Source organism: Cellulosimicrobium sp. XJ-DQ-B-000 (assembly GCF_031119065.1).
Taxonomy (GTDB): Bacteria; Actinomycetota; Actinomycetes; order Actinomycetales; family Cellulomonadaceae; genus Cellulosimicrobium; species Cellulosimicrobium funkei.
The window spans coordinates 469,127-486,590 of the sequence record NZ_JAVHYN010000002.1 but is presented as its reverse complement, the minus strand read 5'-3'; the positions used below and the strand labels follow the sequence as shown (position 1 = coordinate 486,590).

The window sequence follows — 17,464 nt, the reverse complement described above, 5'->3', positions numbered from 1 at the left end:
TCACGGCGCCACGCTCTCGACGCGCGTCGCGGAGCCCGCCCCGGTGCGCTCGTCCGGGTCCTCGCCTTCGCCCTCGGCCGTGCCGTCGGCGTCGTCCGCCGCATGGAGCGCGGCGACGGTGAGCAGCGGCACCGCCGGGATGAGCGCGACGAGCGCGATCCGCACGCCGAAGTCGTTGACGAGGGAGCCCGCGACGGCCACGATCCACAGGGCGAGCAGGGTCGGGCGCACGAGCGGCCACGCGGCCTCCGTGCGTGCGAACCAGCGCGGCGTGAAGCGCCGGGGCCAGAAGAGCAGCAGCGCGGTCGCGACGAGCACGGCGATGGTCAGCCACACGGGCACCCCGCCCAGCACGGACCGCGCGGCGTAGCCCGCCTTGCGGAGCAGCGTCTCCCACGCCGACCCGTCGACCACCTGCTCGACGAACCGCCCGAGGTGCGAGCGCTCGTCGGCCGGGCGCAGCCAGTCGAGCACGCCGACGGCGGCGACGAGCGCGACGCCCGCCGTGGCGACGAGCAGGAAGCGGCGCCACGTGACGCGCGCGCCCGAGGCGGCGAGGCCCAGCACCGCGAACGCGGGCACGACGACGAGACCGCCGCCGAGGTCGGCGCCGAGCGTCGGCCACACGTCCACGACCATCGTCACGAGGCCGATGACCCCCACCGTCGCGGCGGCGACGTAGCGGTGGCCGCGCGCGACGAGCCACTGCGCGAGCGCCGCGGCGACGACGAGCGCCGCGACCGCGTACACGGAGAACGTCGGGTTCCCGAACCCGTAGAACCGGGCGCCGAACGTCGGTGCCGAGCCGAGCGGGCTCGCCCGGTTGAGCGGGGTGCCGACGAGCGCGTCGAGCGTGAGCACGGCGAACGTGATGCCCGCGACGATCCCGGGCCCGAGCCACACCGGCCGACGCGGGGCGAGCGCGCCCAGGCCGGCGACGGCCGCCGTCGCGAGGACCGTGGAGACGACGATCGCGAGGGTCTGGTTCCCGAACCGCCACCAGCCCGTGAGCGACACCAGGAAGGCGGCGGTGGGCACGGCGGCGACGACGAGCGCGGAACCCCGGGCCCAGTGCGCCGCCCGGGCCCAGCGGGCGCGCGCACGGTCGCCCGTCGCTCGCCTGGCGCGCGGCGCGAGCAGGAGGCAGAGCCCGGCGATCGCGAGCCCCGCGTAGAGCGGCACGTCGACGAACGCGGTGTAGACGGCGCGGCGCACGTGGTCGCGGGTCGTGAGGTCGGCGAGGGCGTCGGCGGTCGACGTCGCGTCGGCCGGGCGCGGCGAGCCCCAGGCCAGCGGCGTGTCCTGGATCCGCGCCGGGGTGGCTGCGCCCGCGGCGTCGAGCACCGTCGCGGGGACGTCGAGCACGCGCGCGACGCCGTCGGTCCGGGTGGCGGCGCTCGTCAGGTAGCGCGACTGGTCGGGGCCGTCGGACGACGGGCGCACGAGCGCCGTGCCGAGCGCCGGGCGCGTGCCGGGCGTCCCGGCGACGTCCACGACGAGCACGGTCGTGCCGCTCGGAGCGGCGTCGAGCACGGCACCGACGGTCGCGTCGACCGCGGTGAGGCGGTCGGCGCGCAGGGTGCTGCGCAGCGTGGCGCGCTCGTCCGCCGGGAGGTCGGGGTCGACGACCGGCGGGGTCGCGTCGCCCGCGTCGACGACGGTCACGGGGCACGCGAACGCGTCGGAGCCGGGTGCGGTCGTGTCCGCGAGGTCGCGGTAGCGCGCGACCTGGCCCGCGGAGTCCGCGAGGGCGACCGCGGCTCCGGGGCCCACCGCCGTCGCGCACACCGCGCCGTCGGCGCCGGCCGCGGCGAGCGCGTCGCCGAGGACGCCGAGTCGCGCCTGGTAGCCCGAGCCGCGCTGGAGCGCGACCAGGTCGTCCCACCCCTCGACCCGCGCACCGTCCGCGCCGTCGGGGGCGGGCTGTACCGTCGGGCACGCCCACGCGCCGTCGGGCGCGCGCTCGGTCGTGACCTCGGCGAGCTGCCCGGCGGAGAGCGCGAGCCAGCCGCCGACGGTGCAGCGGCTCGCCGCGCCCGTGGGCTGGGAGACGCCGCCGGCGCCCGCGCCGTCGGTGAGCAGGGCGTGGAGGTTCGGGGTGGCGGACGACGTGACGTCGCTCCACGTGACGCCCGTGGTCCCGACGACGACGACCGGCCGGTCCGTCGCGATCGCGTCGGAACGGGTCACCGACGCCTCGCCGCCCGCCGGGGCGGCGCTGGCCGCCGGTCGGAGCCCCGTCGAGGCGAGCACCGTGGCGGCGAGCAGGACGACGAGCAGGAGCCCGCCTCCCACCGTCGCGAGCATCGTCGGCATGCGCCGGATCCCCGGCTCGGGGACGGCTCCCGCGGGCTGCCGGGGCGCGGGGCGCGCGAGGAACCCCGGGACGATCATCGCGGTCGCGACCACCACGACCATGACGGCGATGATGACGCCCGAGTCGTTGAGGACGGAGCCGACACCCGCGACGACGACGAGCGCGACGACGAGCGGGCGCAGCACCGGCCAGGTCTCGTAGGCCCGCGCGACCTCCGGGAGGCGGAAGCGCTCGGGGCGCAGCACGGCGACGGCCACGAGGACCACGAGCACCGCGGCGACCGCGCCGAGCGGGTTCGCGAGGGTCGCCCACGCGCCGAGCGCCTTGCGGCCGATCACGTCGAGCGCGGCGCCGTCCACGACGGTCTGGACGAACCCGCCGAGGTGGGACCGCCCACCCGGCAGCAGCCAGTCGACGACCGCGACGACCACGACCACGAGCACCGTCGCGAGCGCGACGACGAGCGCGCGCAGCCAGGTGATGCGGATGCGGCCCACGAGGAGCGCGAGGACGGCGAACGCGGGGACGAGGGCGAGGATGCCGCCGAAGTCGGCGCCGAAGGCTGGCCAGCCGTCGATGACGACCGTGACCACCCCGACGGCGACGACGGACCAGGCCGCGAGCCGACGCCGTCCGCGGGCGGTCGCCGCCGACGCGAGGCCGCCCGCGAGCACGAGGCCGGCGACGGCGTACACGGCGAAGGTCACGTTGTTGAAGCCGTAGAAGCGCGTGAAGCCCACGACGGCGGACGTCCCGAGCAGGGACGCCTGTTGGAGCGTCGTGCCGGTCGCGCCGTCGACGGTGAGCACGAGCCACGTCACCCCCGCGAGGGCCGACGGCAGCGCCCAGGGGCGCCGCGGGAGGAGACGTGAGACGACCCACGCGACGAGGGCGACGACGACCGCGCTCACCGCGAGCGCCAGCGTGAGCGCCGGGGCGGGCGCGCTCCACACCCACCAGCGGGACAGGCTCGCGAGCGACGCCGCGACGGGAGCCGCCGCGACCACCATGAGCACGGCGGAGAGCACGCGCAGGCCGCGCGGCCCCGGGCCGGGCTCGCGGCCGCGGCGGACGGCGGCGCGGCGCGCCCACAGGACGCCGCCGAGCGCGAGGACCAGGGTGGCGACGAGGAGGCCCACGAGCACGGGGTAGAGCGTGGGGATGGTGCTCGTGAGGACGTTGAGGTACTGCCGGTTCTCGACCGTCCGGGCCACGTCCATGCGACGGACCTCGCCCTGCTCCAGGGCGGCGCCCTCAAGGCCTTCGGTGCTGCCGCCCGCCGACTCCACGACGGTCGCCGTCAGGTCGGTGAGCTGGACGATGCCGTCCTTCTGCGTGCTCGGCGAGTGGAGCCACCGGCTCGTCGGCTGCCCCTTGCGCCAGTCGACGACGACCTGGAGCCCCGTCTCGCCGACCGGTCCGGCGGACACGCCGGCCACGACGACGCGCGTGCCCCGATCGACCTCGTCCATGATCCGGGCGAGGGCCTCGTCGAGCTCGTCGAGGCTCTCCCCGCGCCCGGTGGCCGAGTCGACGATCTCGCCCTGGTCGACGACCGTCACGTCGCACGCGTCGAGGCCGCCGGCGGGGAGGGCGGCGAGCGAGGGCGTGTACCGCTCGACGTGACCGACGGCGTCCGCGAGCATCACCGCGGCACCCGGCCCGACGGCGGTCGTGCAGACGCCCGCCCCGGCGATCCGGGCTGCGGCGGTCCCGGGGTCGTGCCGTGCCGCCTGCGCGGGCGTCTCCTCCGTGGCAGGCGCCGTGAGGACGGCCCAGCCGGGGACGTCCGCGGGGCGTGCGTCGGGCGTGGTCGTGCCGGTCGTCGCGACGGCGGGCACGGGCACGGGGAGGCAGCCGCTCGCCGGCTCCTCGGCGTCGGCGGGGAGCGGCTCCGCGGGCTGCTCCGCCGTCTGGGCCGAGACCATGCGCCCCGCCGACAGCGTGAGCCACGCGTCGGTCGTGCACACCGTGCGCCCGAGGTTGAGCGACGCGACGGACCCCGTCCGGATCATCGACCACAGCGTGGGCGTCGCGGTGGGGGAGACGTCGCTCCAGTACAGGCCGGCCACCGCGACCAGGACGACGGGCCGCGGGTCGTGCGTCGGCGCGGCGGCGAGCGGGCTCGCGGTCTCGGCGACGCCGGCCGCTGTGCCCGGGCCTCCCGACGCGACCGCCGGGGGCGCCCCGGTCGTCGCCGGCGCGGTGGTCGCCGTTGCCGGGCCCGCCGTCGCGAGGAGCGTCAGCAGCAGCGCGACGGCGGTGGTGAGCGCCGCCGTCCGCCGCCCGAGGCCCCGGTCCCGGCGGACGGGCTGGGTGCGGGCAGGGGGGAGCGCGGCGGCCGGGAACGTCACCGGACCAGCCTACGGGGGCGCGACGCGCCGCCCCCGACCGCCCCGGCCGCGTCCGCGCAGGTCCGCGCGCGACGCTCACGCGGCCTCCACGGGGGCTGCGCGCAATCTTCTGGACGGGCAGACTTGGGAACGTGTACAAATTGTATCCATGTACAAGTTGAAGGAGCGACGGTGCGTGCGCTGACCCGCGCCGAGGCGCGGTCCGCGATCGTCAACGTCGACCCGGCGGAGGGGAAGGTCCGCCTGCCCGGCCACTTCGACGCGCTGCGCTGGGAGGAGCTCGACTACCTCGGGTGGCGCGACCCGCGCGCGCCCTCCCGCGCGTTCCTCGTCGCGGACGTCGACGGGCGCGCGGTCGGGGCGCTCCTGCGCCAGAGCCCGAGCCACGCCGAGGCCGGGTCGCGCGCCGTGATGTGCGCCCTGTGCCGCTTCTCGCGGCGCTTCAACGAGGTCGCGCTGTTCGCGGCGCACCGGCCGTCGCGCGACCCGCGGAAGCGGCTCAGCAGCGTGGGCCTCCTGCTGTGCACCGACCTCGACTGCCATCGCAACGTCGGGACCGTCCGGTCCGGCGGTCCGCTCGACCCCCCTCCCGACGAGGTCGTGCGGACTCGTCGGGAGGGCCTGCGGGCGCGTACCGTCGCGTTCCTGCACACCCTGACCGACGGCGCCCCGACGGCGCGGACGAGGAGTCGTTGATGGCCTACCTGCCGCGCGCGGAGCGTCGGGACTCCATCGTCGCGGCAGCGGCGGCCGTCGTGCGCCGCGACGGGCTCGGCGCCGTCACCGCGCGCGTCGTCGCCGACGAGCTCGGCGGGTCGCCGGGGCAGATCCACCACCACTTCGCGTCGACGGACGAGCTCGTCGCCGAGGCGTGGCGGCGGTACGCCGACGTCGAGATCGGCGCCTTCGAGGAGGCGGCCCGCGGCCGCTCCGCCCGTGCCGCGCTCGAGCTCTTCTTCGAGGACCTGCTCGGGCCCGGCGGTGACGGCCAGGCGCTCGCCCGGTGGGCGGAGGCCGGGGCGCACGCGCAGCTGCGGGCCGCCGTCGCGCGGGCGTACGTGGAGACGCTCGGGCTCCTGACCGACGTCCTGGCGGACGTCCTCGGCGACCGCGGCGACGCGCGACGTCGGGAGGCGGCGGGACGCCTGCTCATGGTCGGCGTCGGTCTCGCGGGCCTCACTCGCGTCGGTGGGGAGCGGGTCGTCCCGCCGGCGGCGGTCATGCGGTCGGCGATCGACGCGGAGACGGCCCGCGCGGACTGACCGCGTGGACCGACCGCGTGGACCGACCGCGTGGACCGACCGCGGGCCGGCCGTGCCCGTGGCCCGCCGCCGCGCGTCAGGCCGTGCGGACCACCAGCGCACCCGGGTCGACGCGCGTCTCGATCTCGACGGCGAGGCCCAGCACGTCGCCGTCGACCTGCGCCTGCTCGCCCTCCTCGACGCGCACCCGGACCCGCCGGGCGCGCGCGTGGTCGATGCGCCCGATCTTGGCGGGCAGGTCGTTCCGCACGCCGAGGCCCTGCATGACGACCTCGCCGAAGAGCTGCGCCCACCCCACGACGCCGCCGCGCGTGTCGACCGCGGCGACGTCGAGCACGCCGTCGTCGATCACGGCGTCGGGCAGGAGCGTGATGCCGCCGGGGAGCCGCCCGCAGTTGCCGATCATGAGAGAGCGCAGCCGCGCGTCGACGGGCGGCGAGTCGTCGAGCTGGATGCGGGCCCGCATGCGCCGGCCGTGCAGGTGGCGGATCCCGGCGACGAAGTACGCGACCCACCCGACCTTGGCCTTGAGCTCGTCGTCGGCGTCGGCGACCATCGCGGCGTCGAACCCGAGGCCCGCGATGACGAGGAAGATGTGCTCCTTGCCGGGCTCCCGGACGGGGTCGAGGGTCGTGCCCTCCACGTCCCCGGGACCCGCGGGGTCCGCGTACCGCAGGACCGTGACCCAGCCGACGTCGATCGGGCGGTCCGACCCCGCGATGACGACGGCGAGCGCCGCGCGGGCGTCGCCCACGGGCAGGTCGAGGTTGCGTGCGAGGAGGTTGCCGGTGCCGACGGGCACGAGGCCCATCGTGCGGCCGCTGCCGACCATGCCCTCCGCGACCGCGCGCACCGTGCCGTCCCCGCCCACGGCGACGACGACGTCCGCCCCCTGGGCGAGCGCGGCGCGGGTCTGCCCGACGCCCGGGTCGGCGACCGTCGTCTCGAACCACAGCGGGTCCGGGAGCGCGGCGTCGGCGAAGGCGCGGCGCACCACGGCCTCCAGCCCGACGACGTCGGGCTTCGACGGGTTGGCGACGAACGCGACGAGCTCGCGCGGGTCGTCGTCGAGGGGCGTCTCCTCGACGGGGAGGTCCGCGCCGTGCGCGCGCCGCAGGCGCGACTGCTGGGCGCGCAGCCCCAGCGCGACGACGAGGGCCACGACGGCGACGGCGAGCGCCGCGATCGCGACCCAGAGGGTCCAGGCCATGGCGACACCGTAGCGGGGTCGTGGCTGTGGAGGACCACGACCGCTGCGCCGCCGGGTTCGTTAGGCTGCTGGCGTGATCGACCTCCGCCTCCTGCGCGACAACCCCGACATCGTCCGTGCCAGCCAGGTCACCCGTGGTGACGACCCCGCGCTGGTGGACGCCGCCCTCGACGCCGACGCGCGCCACCGCGCCGCGCTGAGCGAGTTCGAGAGCCTGCGCGCCGAGCAGAAGTCCCTCGGCAAGCAGGTCGCGCAGGCGCAGGGGGAGGAGAAGCAGGAGCTGCTCGCGCGCACCAAGCAGCTCGCCGCCGACGTCAAGGCGCGGCAGGCCGACGCGGACGCCGCGGCGGAGGAGCTGCGCGGGCTGCTGTTCCGCATCTCGAACGTCGTCGAGGGGGCGCCTCCCGGGGGCGAGGACGACTACGTCGTGCTGCGCGAGGAGGGCACGATCCGCGACTTCGCGGCCGAGGGGTTCACGCCGCGCGACCACCTGGAGCTGGGCGAGGGCCTGCGCGCGATCGACACCGAGCGCGGTGCGAAGGTCTCGGGCGCCCGGTTCTACTACCTCACGGGCGTGGGTGCGCGCCTCGAGCTCGCGCTGCTCAACGCGGCGATGGACACGGCGGTCGCGGCGGGCTTCACGCCCGTCATCACGCCGACCCTCGTGCGGCCCGAGGTCATGCAGGGCACCGGGTTCCTCGGCGCGCACGCGGACGAGATCTACCGCCTGGAGAAGGACGACCTCTACCTCGTCGGCACGAGCGAGGTCGCGCTCGCGGGCTACCACGCGAACGAGATCGTCGACCTGTCGGGCGGCCCGCTCCGGTACGCCGGGTGGAGCGCGTGCTACCGCCGCGAGGCCGGCTCGCACGGCAAGGACGTGCGCGGCATCATCCGCGTGCACCAGTTCCACAAGGTCGAGATGTTCTCCTACTGCGACCCGGCCGACGCCGCCGCGGAGCACCAGCGCCTGCTCGGCTGGGAGGAGCAGATGCTGCGCCTCGTCGACCTGCCGTACCGCGTCATCGACACCGCGGCGGGCGACCTCGGGTCGAGCGCCGCGCGCAAGTTCGACTGCGAGGCGTGGCTACCCACCCAGCAGCGCTACCTGGAGCTCACGTCGACGTCGAACTGCACGACGTTCCAGGCGCGCCGCCTCAACGTGCGCGAGCGGGTCGAGACGGACGGCAAGACGGAGACGCGGACCGTCGCCACGCTGAACGGCACCCTCGGCACGACGCGCTGGATCGTCGCGATCCTCGAGAACCACCAGCAGCCCGACGGGTCGGTCCGCGTGCCCGAGGGGCTGCGGCCGTACCTCGGCGGCCTCGAGGTCCTCGAGCCGGTGGTGGCGTGACGGACCCCCGGGAGACCACCGGTGCGGCCGAGCCGCTGCTCGTCGCGCTCGACATCGACGGCACGCTCATGTCCTACGACCAGGAGCTGTCGGACGACGTGCGCGACGCCGTCGCGGACCTGCGCGCCGCGGGGCACCACGTGGTGCTCGCGTCGGGACGGTCGCTCATCGCGATGACGCCCGTCGCGGAGATCCTCGGGATCGACCGCGGCTGGGTCGTCGCGTCCAACGGCGCCGTGACCGCGCGGCTGGACCCCGACGAGCCCGACGGGTACGTCCTCGAGGACGTCGTGACGTTCGACCCGGGCCCGGCCCTGCGGCTCCTGCGCGAGCACCTGCCCGACGCGCGGTACGCCGTCGAGGACGTCGGCGTCGGGTTCCGCATGAACGAGCTCTTCCCCGACGGCGAGCTCGACGGCGTGCACCGCGTGGTCGAGTTCGACGAGCTGTGGTCCGGCGAGGTGACGCGCGTCGTCGTGCGGGCGCCGGGGTCGACGAGCGAGCAGTTCCACGAGCTCGTGGAGCGGCTCGGCCTCGACGACGTCACGTACGCCGTGGGCTGGACGGCGTGGATGGACCTCGCGCCCCTCGGCGTCACGAAGGCGACCGGCCTGGAGCTCGTGCGCCGCACCCTGCACGTCCAGCCGCACCGGACCGTCGCGGTCGGCGACGGCCGCAACGACGTCGAGATGCTCCGCTGGGCGTCGCGCGGCGTCGCGATGGGCCACGCGGACGACGTCGTGCAGGCGGCGGCCGACGAGGTGACCGGCACCATCGAGGACGACGGCGCGGCCCGCGTCCTGCAGAGCCTCCTGCCCGCGCGGTAGAGCTGCGGTACCCCGAGGTAGAGACGCGGTCATCTCCGGGCTCCCACCGGGGGCAGGACGGCGGGCCGGTCCGCACCCGACCGGGCGTACGCCTCAGGGCCGTGTGAAGGTGACCTTTCCCGCCGCGTCGCGCGAGACGGTCCCGGTGTACGAGGCGCGCACCTCGGCTGGCAGGTCGCCGTCGTCCCAGAGCAGGACGGTGTACTCTGCCGTGGCCTCGTACGCCCCCTCGACGTACCGGATCTCTGGCCCGGGTTCGGCGAACCACTCCGTGCGGGAGGTCTCGCGTGCGTTCTCGACGAGCTCCGACGGGCACGACGGACCGGTGAGACCCTCGTCCTCGCAGGCGGCCCGCAGACCCTCGATCGCCTCCTCCACCCCCGGCTCGACGTCGGGCCGCAAGGTCGGGGTGAACGCGAAGCCCTCGGCCACGACCCCGTCCTCCCGAACGACGTCGGGCACGTAGGCCGTGAACGACGAGCCCCGGCGCAACCCTTCGAGGAGACCGGTCGGGTCGGTGTACTCGACGGCATAAGCACCGGGGAGCAACGTGACGGGGGTGAGCTCTGCCGCCGGGTACTCGACCTGGCCGTTGACCGTCAGCGTGCCGGACACCGGCTGACCCGCACCGATCGTGTCGGCGGTGCCCAGGTCGCTGATCGTCGTGCGGTCGCCGTCGCGGGTCGTCCGGACCTCCAGGCTCACGGGGCCGTCGACGCCGTCGAGGGTGAACTCGACCGTCACGCTCGCGCCGGCCGACGAGCCGGAGGACGCCACCACGCGTGCGTCGGTGGGCCGAGCCACGGAGGCACGGTAGAAGTCGTCGTCGACGAGATCCTCGTCGAGGTCGACCGTGGTGAGCGCCGCCGCGTCGCTCGCCCTCCCGGCCTCCAGGCTCGCGAAGAAGTCCTCGACCACCGCGACGCTCTCGGTCGTGTCGGTGTCGACCGTGCCCGGCGCGCACCCGGCGAGCACGACGGCGACGGCGAGACCGCCGGTGAGGCGGGCAGCGGCTCGCCGCCGCCGAGCGTCGCGGGGGCAGTCGGCCACCCTGGTTCGCGCGTCCCCGGAGCCTCGGTCGAGGTCGCGTCCGTGAGGGTCGTGCGTCATCCCTACATCCTCTTCGATCGACGACGAGAGCGTGGCGCCACGCGTCACGCGCGCCCGGACGGTGCGGCCGAGGGGGAGGGCGGTGACGTCTCACGGTGCTCGGACGTCGCTCGGCGCCTGCAGCGACGATGCCCGCCGGCCCGGGTACCGCGGCTCTACCTCGGCGGACCGGGGCTCTACCTCGGCGGACCGGGGCTCTGCCTCGGGGACGGTCAGTCGCGGGGCTCGCGCGCGGTGAGCACGACGGGGCCGTCCTCGGTGATCGCGACGGTGTGCTCGCTGTGCGCGCCGCGCGACCCGTCGGCGGAGCGGAGGGTCCAGCCGTCGGGGTCGGTGTAGATCTCGTCGGTGGTCTCGAGGAACCAGGGCTCGATCGCGATGACGAGGCCCGGCTTGAGCGGGAACCCGCGCTTGCGGCGGCCGTCGTTCGGGATGTGGGGCTCGCCGTGCATGGTGCGGCCGACGCCGTGCCCGCCGAAGTCGGTGTTCACCGAGTAGCCCGCGGCGTGCGCGACGTCGGCGATGGCGGCGGAGATGTCGCCGACCTTCTTGCCCGGCTGCGCGGCGGCGATGCCCGCCTCGAGCGCGCGCTCGGTCGTCTGGATGAGCCGGGCGTCCGCCTCGCCGAGCGCGCCCGCGCGCGGCGTGCCGACGACGAACGACAGCGCCGAGTCCGCGACCCACCCGTCGACCGAGGCGGCGAAGTCGATGCTCAGCAGGTCGCCGTCGCGCAGCGCGTAGTCGTGGGGGAGGCCGTGCAGCACGGCGTCGTTCACGGACGTGCAGATCACCTTGCCGAACGGGCTCGCGCCGAACGACGGGTGGTAGTCGATGTAGCAGGACTCGGCCCCGCGGTCGCGGATCATCCGGTGCGCGACCTCGTCGAGCTCGAGCAGGTTCGTCCCGACCTTCGTGGCGGCGCGCACCGTGGTGAGGACGTCGGCGACGAACCGTCCGGCGGGCCGCATCTGCTCGATCTCCCGCGGGGTCCTCAGCTCGATCATCGTGGTCCTTCCGGTTCGCAGGTGGTGGTGCCCGACGACGGCACGGCGGGCTCGTACGTACTGAGCGGTGCCGAGGGGCGGGCTCGACCACGATATCGGTCCCGGCGAGGGCAAGCGCTTGCATCGATCTGCTCACGATGCGGCACGGCGCCTCGCCAGGGTCCGTCCCGGCGTGGCAGCATCACCCGTCGTGGCAGGTATCGACGACGTCGCCCAGGCCGCCGGGGTGTCCACGGCGACCGTCTCGCGCGCCCTGCGCGGCCTGCCGAACGTCTCGGAGGCGACGCGCCTGCGGGTGCTCGCGGAGGCGGCGCGGCTCGGGTACGTGCCCACGCCGTCGGCGTCGTCCCTGGCCACGGGGCGGACCCGGACGATCGGCGTGCTGACCCCGTGGGTGAACCGGTGGTTCTTCGCCAACGTCATCGAGGGCGCCGAGCGCGCCCTGCGCGACCTCGGCTACGACGTGCTGCTCTACACGTTCGACGTCCGGCGCACGTCGTCGCGCCGCCGGGTCGACCCGAGCGTGCTGCGCCACCGCGTGGACGGGACGCTCGTCGTCGGGCTGCCGCTGGACGACGACGAGGTGCGCTCGCTCGTCGGGCTGGCGCGCCCGCTGGCGTTCGTGGGGTCCGGGCCGGCCGAGCAGGTGACGGTCCGGCTCGACGACGTCGCGACCGGGCGGGCGGCGACGCGTCACCTGCTCGACCTCGGGCACCGGGTGATCGGGCACGTGACCGGGGTGCCGGACCTGGTGTCGTCGTGGTCCCCGCCCGTGGAGCGTGCGCGGGGGTACGTGCGCGCGCTCGAGGAGGCGGGCGTCGTCGTGCAGCCGGACCTCGAGGTGAACGGCGACTTCGACGTCGCGGGCGGCCGCGAGTCGACCGCGGAGCTGCTGCGCCGCCGCCCGGACGTGACCGCGGTGTTCGCGGCGTCGGACGAGATGGCGATGGGCGCGATCCTCGCGGCGCGCGACCTCGGCCGGCGCGTGCCGGAGGACCTGTCCGTCGTGGGCGTGGACGGCCACGACCTCGGCGAGCTCGTCGGCCTGACCACGATCGCGCAGGACGCCTACCAGCAGGGCTTCGACGCGGCGCTCCTGCTGCTCGACATGATCAACGGTGCCCCGGTGCCCGAGAGCCTGACGTACCCGACGGAGCTCGTCCGGCGCGGTTCGACGGCGCCGCTCCCCCCGGGCGCGTAGGGCCGGCCGCGACCCCTGCCCACACCGGGACGCCCCGCGGGCGCACGGTGTGGGAGCGCGGCCAGCCTTCCGGGCCCCGAGAGTGCGCGCACCCGCCGCGCGTGACGGAATCGTTACGCAAACTCACCTCCGCAGTGCTTGCACCCCGGGGATGCAACCGCTTGCATGGTGGGAGGGCGAGAGCGCACCCGCGCTCGCGACGTCGCGATGCGCCCGGTCCTCACCGGACCGGGGTGACGGCGTCCGGACCCACGACGAGGTGGAGGCTGAGATGACCAGGACCACGAGGACCAGCGCGGCGCGTCGCCGCACGCTGGCGGTCGCCGCCGGCGGCGCGAGCCTCGCGCTCGTGCTCGGGGCGTGCAGCAGCGGGGGCGGCGGCGGGGGCGACGACGAGTCGCCCAGCGCCGAGGTGGACTGCGCCGACTTCGAGCAGTACGGCGACCTGTCCGGCAAGACCGTCACGGTCTACTCGACGATCGTCGACACCGAGGCCGAGCAGCAGCAGGCGTCGTACGAGCCGTTCGAGGAGTGCACCGGCGCGACGATCGAGTACGAGGGCTCCAAGGAGTTCGAGGCCCAGCTCCCCGTCCGCATCCAGTCGGGCAGCGCGCCCGACATCGCGTACCTGCCGCAGCCCGGCCTCCTGCGCCGCATCGTCGCGGACTTCCCCGACGCGATCCAGCCGGTCGGCGACCAGGCCGCGGCCAACGTCGACCAGTACTACACGGAGTCCTGGAAGGAGTACGGCACCGTCGACGGCACGCTGTACGCGACGCCGCTCGGCGCGAACGTGAAGTCGTTCGTCTGGTACTCGCCGTCCATGTTCGAGGAGGCGGGCTACGAGGTCCCGACGACGTGGGACGAGCTCATGGAGCTCTCCGACCAGATCGTCGCCGACAACCCGGAGGGCGACGTCAAGCCCTGGTGCGCCGGCATCGCGTCCGGCGAGGCGACCGGCTGGCCGGCCACCGACTGGATGGAGGACGTCGTCCTGCGCACGGCGGGCCCCGAGGTCTACGACCAGTGGGTCAACCACGAGATCCCGTTCAACGACCCGCAGATCGCCACGGCCCTCGCGACGGTCGGCGACGTGCTGAAGAACGAGGACTACGTCAACGGCGGCCTGGGCGACGTGAGCAGCATCGCGACGACCGAGTTCACCGAGGGCGGGTACCCGATCATCGACGGCCTGTGCTACATGCACCGCCAGGCCACGTTCTACCAGGCGAACTGGACGACCCTCGACCCCGACCTCGAGGTCGCCGAGGACGGCGACGTGTGGGCGTTCTACCTGCCGGGCGAGTCGGCCGACGACAAGCCGCTGCTCGGTGGCGGCGAGTTCGTCGCGGCGTTCAACGACCGTCCCGAGGTCCAGGCCTTCCACGCGTACCTGTCGAGCCCCGAGTGGTCCAACGCCAAGGCGAGCGTGACCCCGCAGGGCTGGATCAGCGCCAACAACGGCCTCGACCCCGAGCTGCTGCAGTCGCCGATGGACCAGCAGGCGTACGAGCTGCTCACGGACGAGAGCTACACGTTCCGCTTCGACGGCTCGGACATGATGCCCGCCGCCGTCGGCGCCGGCTCGTTCTGGTCCGAGATGACCGAGTGGATCGCGAGCGACAAGTCCGACCAGGCCGTGCTCGACGCCATCGAGGCGTCCTGGCCGACGTCCTGACCCGCGAGCGGCCCGGGGGCTGACGGCGCGGCGCGAGCCACGTCGTCGGGCCCCGGGCCCGCGCGTCGACCCGGGGGCGGGTCGCCCTGGCAGGACCCGGGCGGCCCGCCCTCGCCGACCGTCCCTCGTCGTCCACCTCGTCCTCCCGGCCGCCGCCGGCCACCTCAGGAGCCTCACATGGACTGGTTGCTCGAACCCTCCGGGACGGGGGGCAAGCTCGCGGTGATGGTCGTCGCGATCCTGCTCTTCGTCGTCGTCATGGGTCTGATCCTCTTCCTCGTCGACCGGCCGAAGCGCGTGCCCGGCTGGGTCGTCGCGATCGCGTTCGCCGGGCCCGCGGTCGTCATGCTCGCGTTCGGCCTGCTGTACCCAGGGCTGCGCACCATCCGCGACTCGTTCTACAACCGCACGGGCTCCGCGTTCGTCGGGCTCGACAACTACGTCACCGCGTTCACGCGGGACGAGTTCCAGATCGTCCTGCGCAACACGGCGATCTGGGTCATCGTCGTCCCGCTCGTCTCGACGTTCCTCGGGCTGGTGTACGCGGTCGTCGTCGACCGGTCCCGCTTCGAGAAGCTCGCGAAGACCCTGATCTTCCTGCCCATGGCGATCTCCATGGTCGGCGCGGGCATCATCTGGAAGTTCATGTACGAGTACAAGCCGGCCAGCCAGCCGCAGATCGGCCTGTTCAACCAGGTCCTCGTGTGGCTCGGGCTGGAGCCGCAGCAGTTCCTGCTCAGCGCGCCGGCGAACACGTTCTTCCTCATCCTCGTGATGATCTGGATCCAGGCCGGGTTCGCCATGACGATCCTCGCCGCCGCGATCCGCGCCATCCCGGACGACATCGTCGAGGCGGCCCGGCTCGACGGCGTCGGCGGCATGCGGATGTTCCGCTACATCACCGTGCCGAGCATCCGCCCGGCCCTCGTGGTCGTCCTCACGACGATCGCCATCGGCACGCTCAAGGTCTTCGACATCGTCCGCACGATGACGGGCGGCCGGTTCGAGACGTCGGTCGTGGCGAACGAGTTCTACACGCAGGCGCTGCGCCAGGGCGAGCAGGGCCTGGGCGCCGCGCTCGCCGTCATCCTCTTCGTGCTCGTCATCCCGATCATCGTGTACAACGTGCGGCAGCTGAAGCAGGCGGAGGAGATCCGATGAGCACCCCACTGTCCGCCTCCGTGCCCGACGCCCCGCTCGTCGACGAGACCGTCGAGGAGGGCAGCGGCAAGGGCGTCGTCGCCGGCCTGGACGCGCGCGCCGACAAGGTGCGCCGCAAGGTCTCGTCGCGGCCGGCGTCGATCATCGCGATCGTGCTCGCCGTCCTGTGGACGATCCCGACGTTCGGGCTCCTCGTCACGTCGTTCCGGCCGCCGCGCGAGATCCGCCGGTCGGGGTGGTGGGAGGCGTTCGCGAACCCCGAGTTCACGGTCGACAACTACACGGACGCGCTGTTCGGCGGCTCGACGAGCTTCGCGACCTACTTCGTCAACTCCCTCGTCATCACGCTGCCCGCGGTGATCATCCCGATCACGCTCGCGTCGCTCGCCGCGTACGCGTTCGCGTGGGTGAACTTCAAGGGCCGCAACCTGCTGTTCGTCGCGGTCTTCGCGCTCCAGATCGTGCCCATCCAGGTCACGCTCGTCCCGCTGCTCACGCAGTACGTGGACTGGGGGATCGACGGCTCGTTCTGGCCCGTGTGGCTGTCGCACTCGATCTTCGCGCTGCCGCTCGCGATCTTCCTGCTGCACAACTTCATGAAGGACATCCCGCGCGAGCTCGTCGAGGCCGCCCGCGTCGACGGCGCGGGGCACGTGAAGATCTTCTTCCAGGTCCTCATGCCGCTCCTCGTCCCCGCCATCGCGGCGTTCGGCATCTTCCAGTTCCTCTGGGTGTGGAACGACCTGCTCGTCGCGCTGACGTTCGCGTCCGGCCAGGACACCGCACCGATCACGGTGCGGCTCGCCGAGCTGTCCGGCTCGCGCGGCGCGAGCTGGCACCTGCTCCCGGCGGGCGCGTTCATCTCCATGGTCGTGCCCGTGGTCGTGTTCCTGGCGCTCCAGCGGTACTTCGTGCGCGGCCTGCTCGCCGGCTCGGTCAAGGGCTGACGCCGGCCGCGGCGAGATGGTGGCGGCGGCCCGTCCCGCACGGCGGGCGGGCCGCCGTCGCACGACCGGCGTGCGACGTCTCCGGGCGGGCGCGGTCGTAGAGTCGGTCGGTGCCCACCCGAACCGCCGCCCTCGACCGCGTCCCGGCACCGGCGCTGTTCGTCGTCTCGGGCCTCACGCAGTACCTGGGCGCGGCGATCGCCGTCGGGCTGTTCGCCGTCGCCGGGGCGGTCGAGGTGGGCTGGCTGCGCATCGCGGCCTCCGCGCTGCTCCTGCTGGCCTGGCGCCGCCCGTGGCGGCGGCGCTGGACGCGGCACGACCTCGCGTGGGCCGCGGTCTTCGGGGTCGCGCTCGCGGCGATGAACCTCGCGTTCTACGTCGCGATCGACCACCTCCCGCTCGGCACCGCCGTCGCGATCGAGTTCCTCGGCCCGGTCGCGGTCGCGGCGGTCACGGGCAGCGGCTGGCGCGAGCGCGGCGCCATCGCGGTGGCGGCGGCCGGGGTCGTGCTGCTCGCCGGCGTGACGGTCGGGTCCGACCTCCCGCACGACGACGCCGTGCTCGGCCTCGCGGCGATCGCCGTCGCCGCCGCGTGCTGGGCCGCGTACATCGTGCTCGGCCGCCGGGTCGCCGTCGGGGGCTCGGGCGTCACGTCGCTCGCGGTCGGGATGGCCGTGGGCGCGCTCGCGTTCGCGCCGTTCCTCGCGCCGGACGCCGTCCCGGTGCTCGGCGACTGGCGGCACGCCCTGGCCGTCGCGGGGATCGCGCTGTTCTCGTCCGTCGTGCCCTACGCGCTCGAGCAGGTGATCCTGCGCCGCGTCAGCGCGGCGACGTTCTCGGTGCTCCTCGCGCTGCTCCCGGCGACGGCGGCCGTCGTGGGCGCCGTCGTGCTCAGGCAGGTCCCGAGCCCCCTGGAGCTGGTCGGCCTCGTGCTCGTCTCCGGGGCGATCGCCATGACCGCCGCGCGCCCCGGCGCGAGCGGGCGCGGGGAGCCGGACGGCGTGCTGCCGACCGACCCCCCGCCCGCCTGAGCGGA

13 protein-coding genes are annotated in these 17,464 nt (G+C 74.7%); 9 read left to right on the top strand and 4 right to left on the bottom strand.

All coding sequences use genetic code 11. From position 1 onward, the window contains the following. On the bottom strand, positions 1 to 4,671 hold the full coding sequence (locus RDI86_RS06055) for a hypothetical protein (RefSeq protein ID WP_308820939.1): 4,671 nt from the start codon (positions 4,669 to 4,671) through the stop codon (positions 1 to 3). Positions 4,672 to 4,842: 171 nt separating this feature from the next. Between RDI86_RS06055 and RDI86_RS06050 the strand changes: the two genes are divergently transcribed. Both RDI86_RS06050 and RDI86_RS06045 read left to right on the top strand, forming a co-directional pair. Further along, a complete protein-coding gene (locus RDI86_RS06050; RefSeq protein WP_061267213.1) occupies positions 4,843 to 5,367 on the top strand; it encodes an FBP domain-containing protein in 525 nt (174 codons plus the stop codon). Beyond that, the gene (locus RDI86_RS06045; protein ID WP_308820938.1) at positions 5,367 to 5,933 is read left to right on the top strand and encodes a TetR family transcriptional regulator; all 567 of its coding nucleotides are present in this window, start codon (positions 5,367 to 5,369) and stop codon (positions 5,931 to 5,933) included. Before RDI86_RS06050 ends, RDI86_RS06045 begins: the two co-directional genes overlap by 1 nt. A gap of 76 nt (positions 5,934 to 6,009) precedes the next feature. On the opposite strand, the gene RDI86_RS06040 is transcribed toward RDI86_RS06045, so the two are convergent. Beyond that, positions 6,010 to 7,143 carry a diacylglycerol kinase family protein gene (locus tag RDI86_RS06040; RefSeq protein ID WP_061267211.1) on the bottom strand — a complete coding sequence of 378 codons (1,134 nt, stop codon included), beginning with the start codon at positions 7,141 to 7,143 and terminating at the stop codon, positions 6,010 to 6,012. A gap of 73 nt (positions 7,144 to 7,216) precedes the next feature. Here RDI86_RS06040 and serS point away from each other — a divergent pair, with 73 nt between their 5' ends. Beyond that, complete coding sequence (serS, locus tag RDI86_RS06035) at positions 7,217 to 8,500, top strand: serine--tRNA ligase (protein WP_061267210.1); 1,284 nt, start codon at positions 7,217 to 7,219, stop codon at positions 8,498 to 8,500. Beyond that, complete coding sequence (locus RDI86_RS06030; RefSeq protein ID WP_308820937.1) at positions 8,497 to 9,327, top strand: HAD family hydrolase; 831 nt, start codon at positions 8,497 to 8,499, stop codon at positions 9,325 to 9,327. The genes serS and RDI86_RS06030 overlap by 4 nt, the downstream gene beginning before the upstream one ends. A 93-nt stretch (positions 9,328 to 9,420) precedes the next feature. Here RDI86_RS06030 and RDI86_RS06025 read toward each other — a convergent pair whose 3' ends face one another. Both RDI86_RS06025 and map read right to left on the bottom strand, forming a co-directional pair. Next, complete coding sequence (locus RDI86_RS06025; RefSeq protein ID WP_308820936.1) at positions 9,421 to 10,437, bottom strand: hypothetical protein; 1,017 nt, start codon at positions 10,435 to 10,437, stop codon at positions 9,421 to 9,423. Between the two features lie 212 nt (positions 10,438 to 10,649). Continuing rightward, a complete protein-coding gene (gene map / locus RDI86_RS06020; RefSeq protein WP_021482979.1) occupies positions 10,650 to 11,441 on the bottom strand; it encodes a type I methionyl aminopeptidase in 792 nt (263 codons plus the stop codon). Positions 11,442 to 11,631: 190 nt separating this feature from the next. Between map and RDI86_RS06015 the strand changes: the two genes are divergently transcribed. From RDI86_RS06015 to RDI86_RS05995, 5 genes are all read left to right on the top strand, one after another. Continuing rightward, complete coding sequence (locus tag RDI86_RS06015; RefSeq protein WP_009862745.1) at positions 11,632 to 12,642, top strand: LacI family DNA-binding transcriptional regulator; 1,011 nt, start codon at positions 11,632 to 11,634, stop codon at positions 12,640 to 12,642. 271 nt (positions 12,643 to 12,913) lie between these two features. Further along, a complete protein-coding gene (locus tag RDI86_RS06010) occupies positions 12,914 to 14,320 on the top strand; it encodes an ABC transporter substrate-binding protein (protein ID WP_061267207.1) in 1,407 nt (468 codons plus the stop codon). Positions 14,321 to 14,497: 177 nt separating this feature from the next. Then, positions 14,498 to 15,481: a carbohydrate ABC transporter permease gene (locus RDI86_RS06005; RefSeq protein WP_034652574.1), complete on the top strand. Its 984-nt coding sequence runs from the start codon at positions 14,498 to 14,500 to the stop codon at positions 15,479 to 15,481. After that, a complete protein-coding gene (locus RDI86_RS06000; protein WP_021483010.1) occupies positions 15,478 to 16,428 on the top strand; it encodes a carbohydrate ABC transporter permease in 951 nt (316 codons plus the stop codon). Before RDI86_RS06005 ends, RDI86_RS06000 begins: the two co-directional genes overlap by 4 nt. 110 nt (positions 16,429 to 16,538) lie before the next feature. Then, a complete protein-coding gene (locus RDI86_RS05995) occupies positions 16,539 to 17,459 on the top strand; it encodes a DMT family transporter (RefSeq protein ID WP_076403726.1) in 921 nt (306 codons plus the stop codon). Positions 17,460 to 17,464: the final 5 nt, after the last annotated feature.

Coding starts and splice junctions, on each gene's coding strand:
- RDI86_RS06040 (WP_061267211.1), bottom strand. CDS start 7,143: ATGGCCTGGACCCTCTGGGTCGCGATCGCGGCGCTCGCCGTCGCCGTC.
- RDI86_RS06025 (WP_308820936.1), bottom strand. CDS start 10,437: ATGACGCACGACCCTCACGGACGCGACCTCGACCGAGGCTCCGGGGAC.
- map (WP_021482979.1), bottom strand. CDS start 11,441: ATGATCGAGCTGAGGACCCCGCGGGAGATCGAGCAGATGCGGCCCGCC.
- RDI86_RS06045 (WP_308820938.1), top strand. CDS start 5,367: ATGGCCTACCTGCCGCGCGCGGAGCGTCGGGACTCCATCGTCGCGGCA.
- RDI86_RS06000 (WP_021483010.1), top strand. CDS start 15,478: ATGAGCACCCCACTGTCCGCCTCCGTGCCCGACGCCCCGCTCGTCGAC.
- RDI86_RS06010 (WP_061267207.1), top strand. CDS start 12,914: ATGACCAGGACCACGAGGACCAGCGCGGCGCGTCGCCGCACGCTGGCG.
- RDI86_RS06005 (WP_034652574.1), top strand. CDS start 14,498: ATGGACTGGTTGCTCGAACCCTCCGGGACGGGGGGCAAGCTCGCGGTG.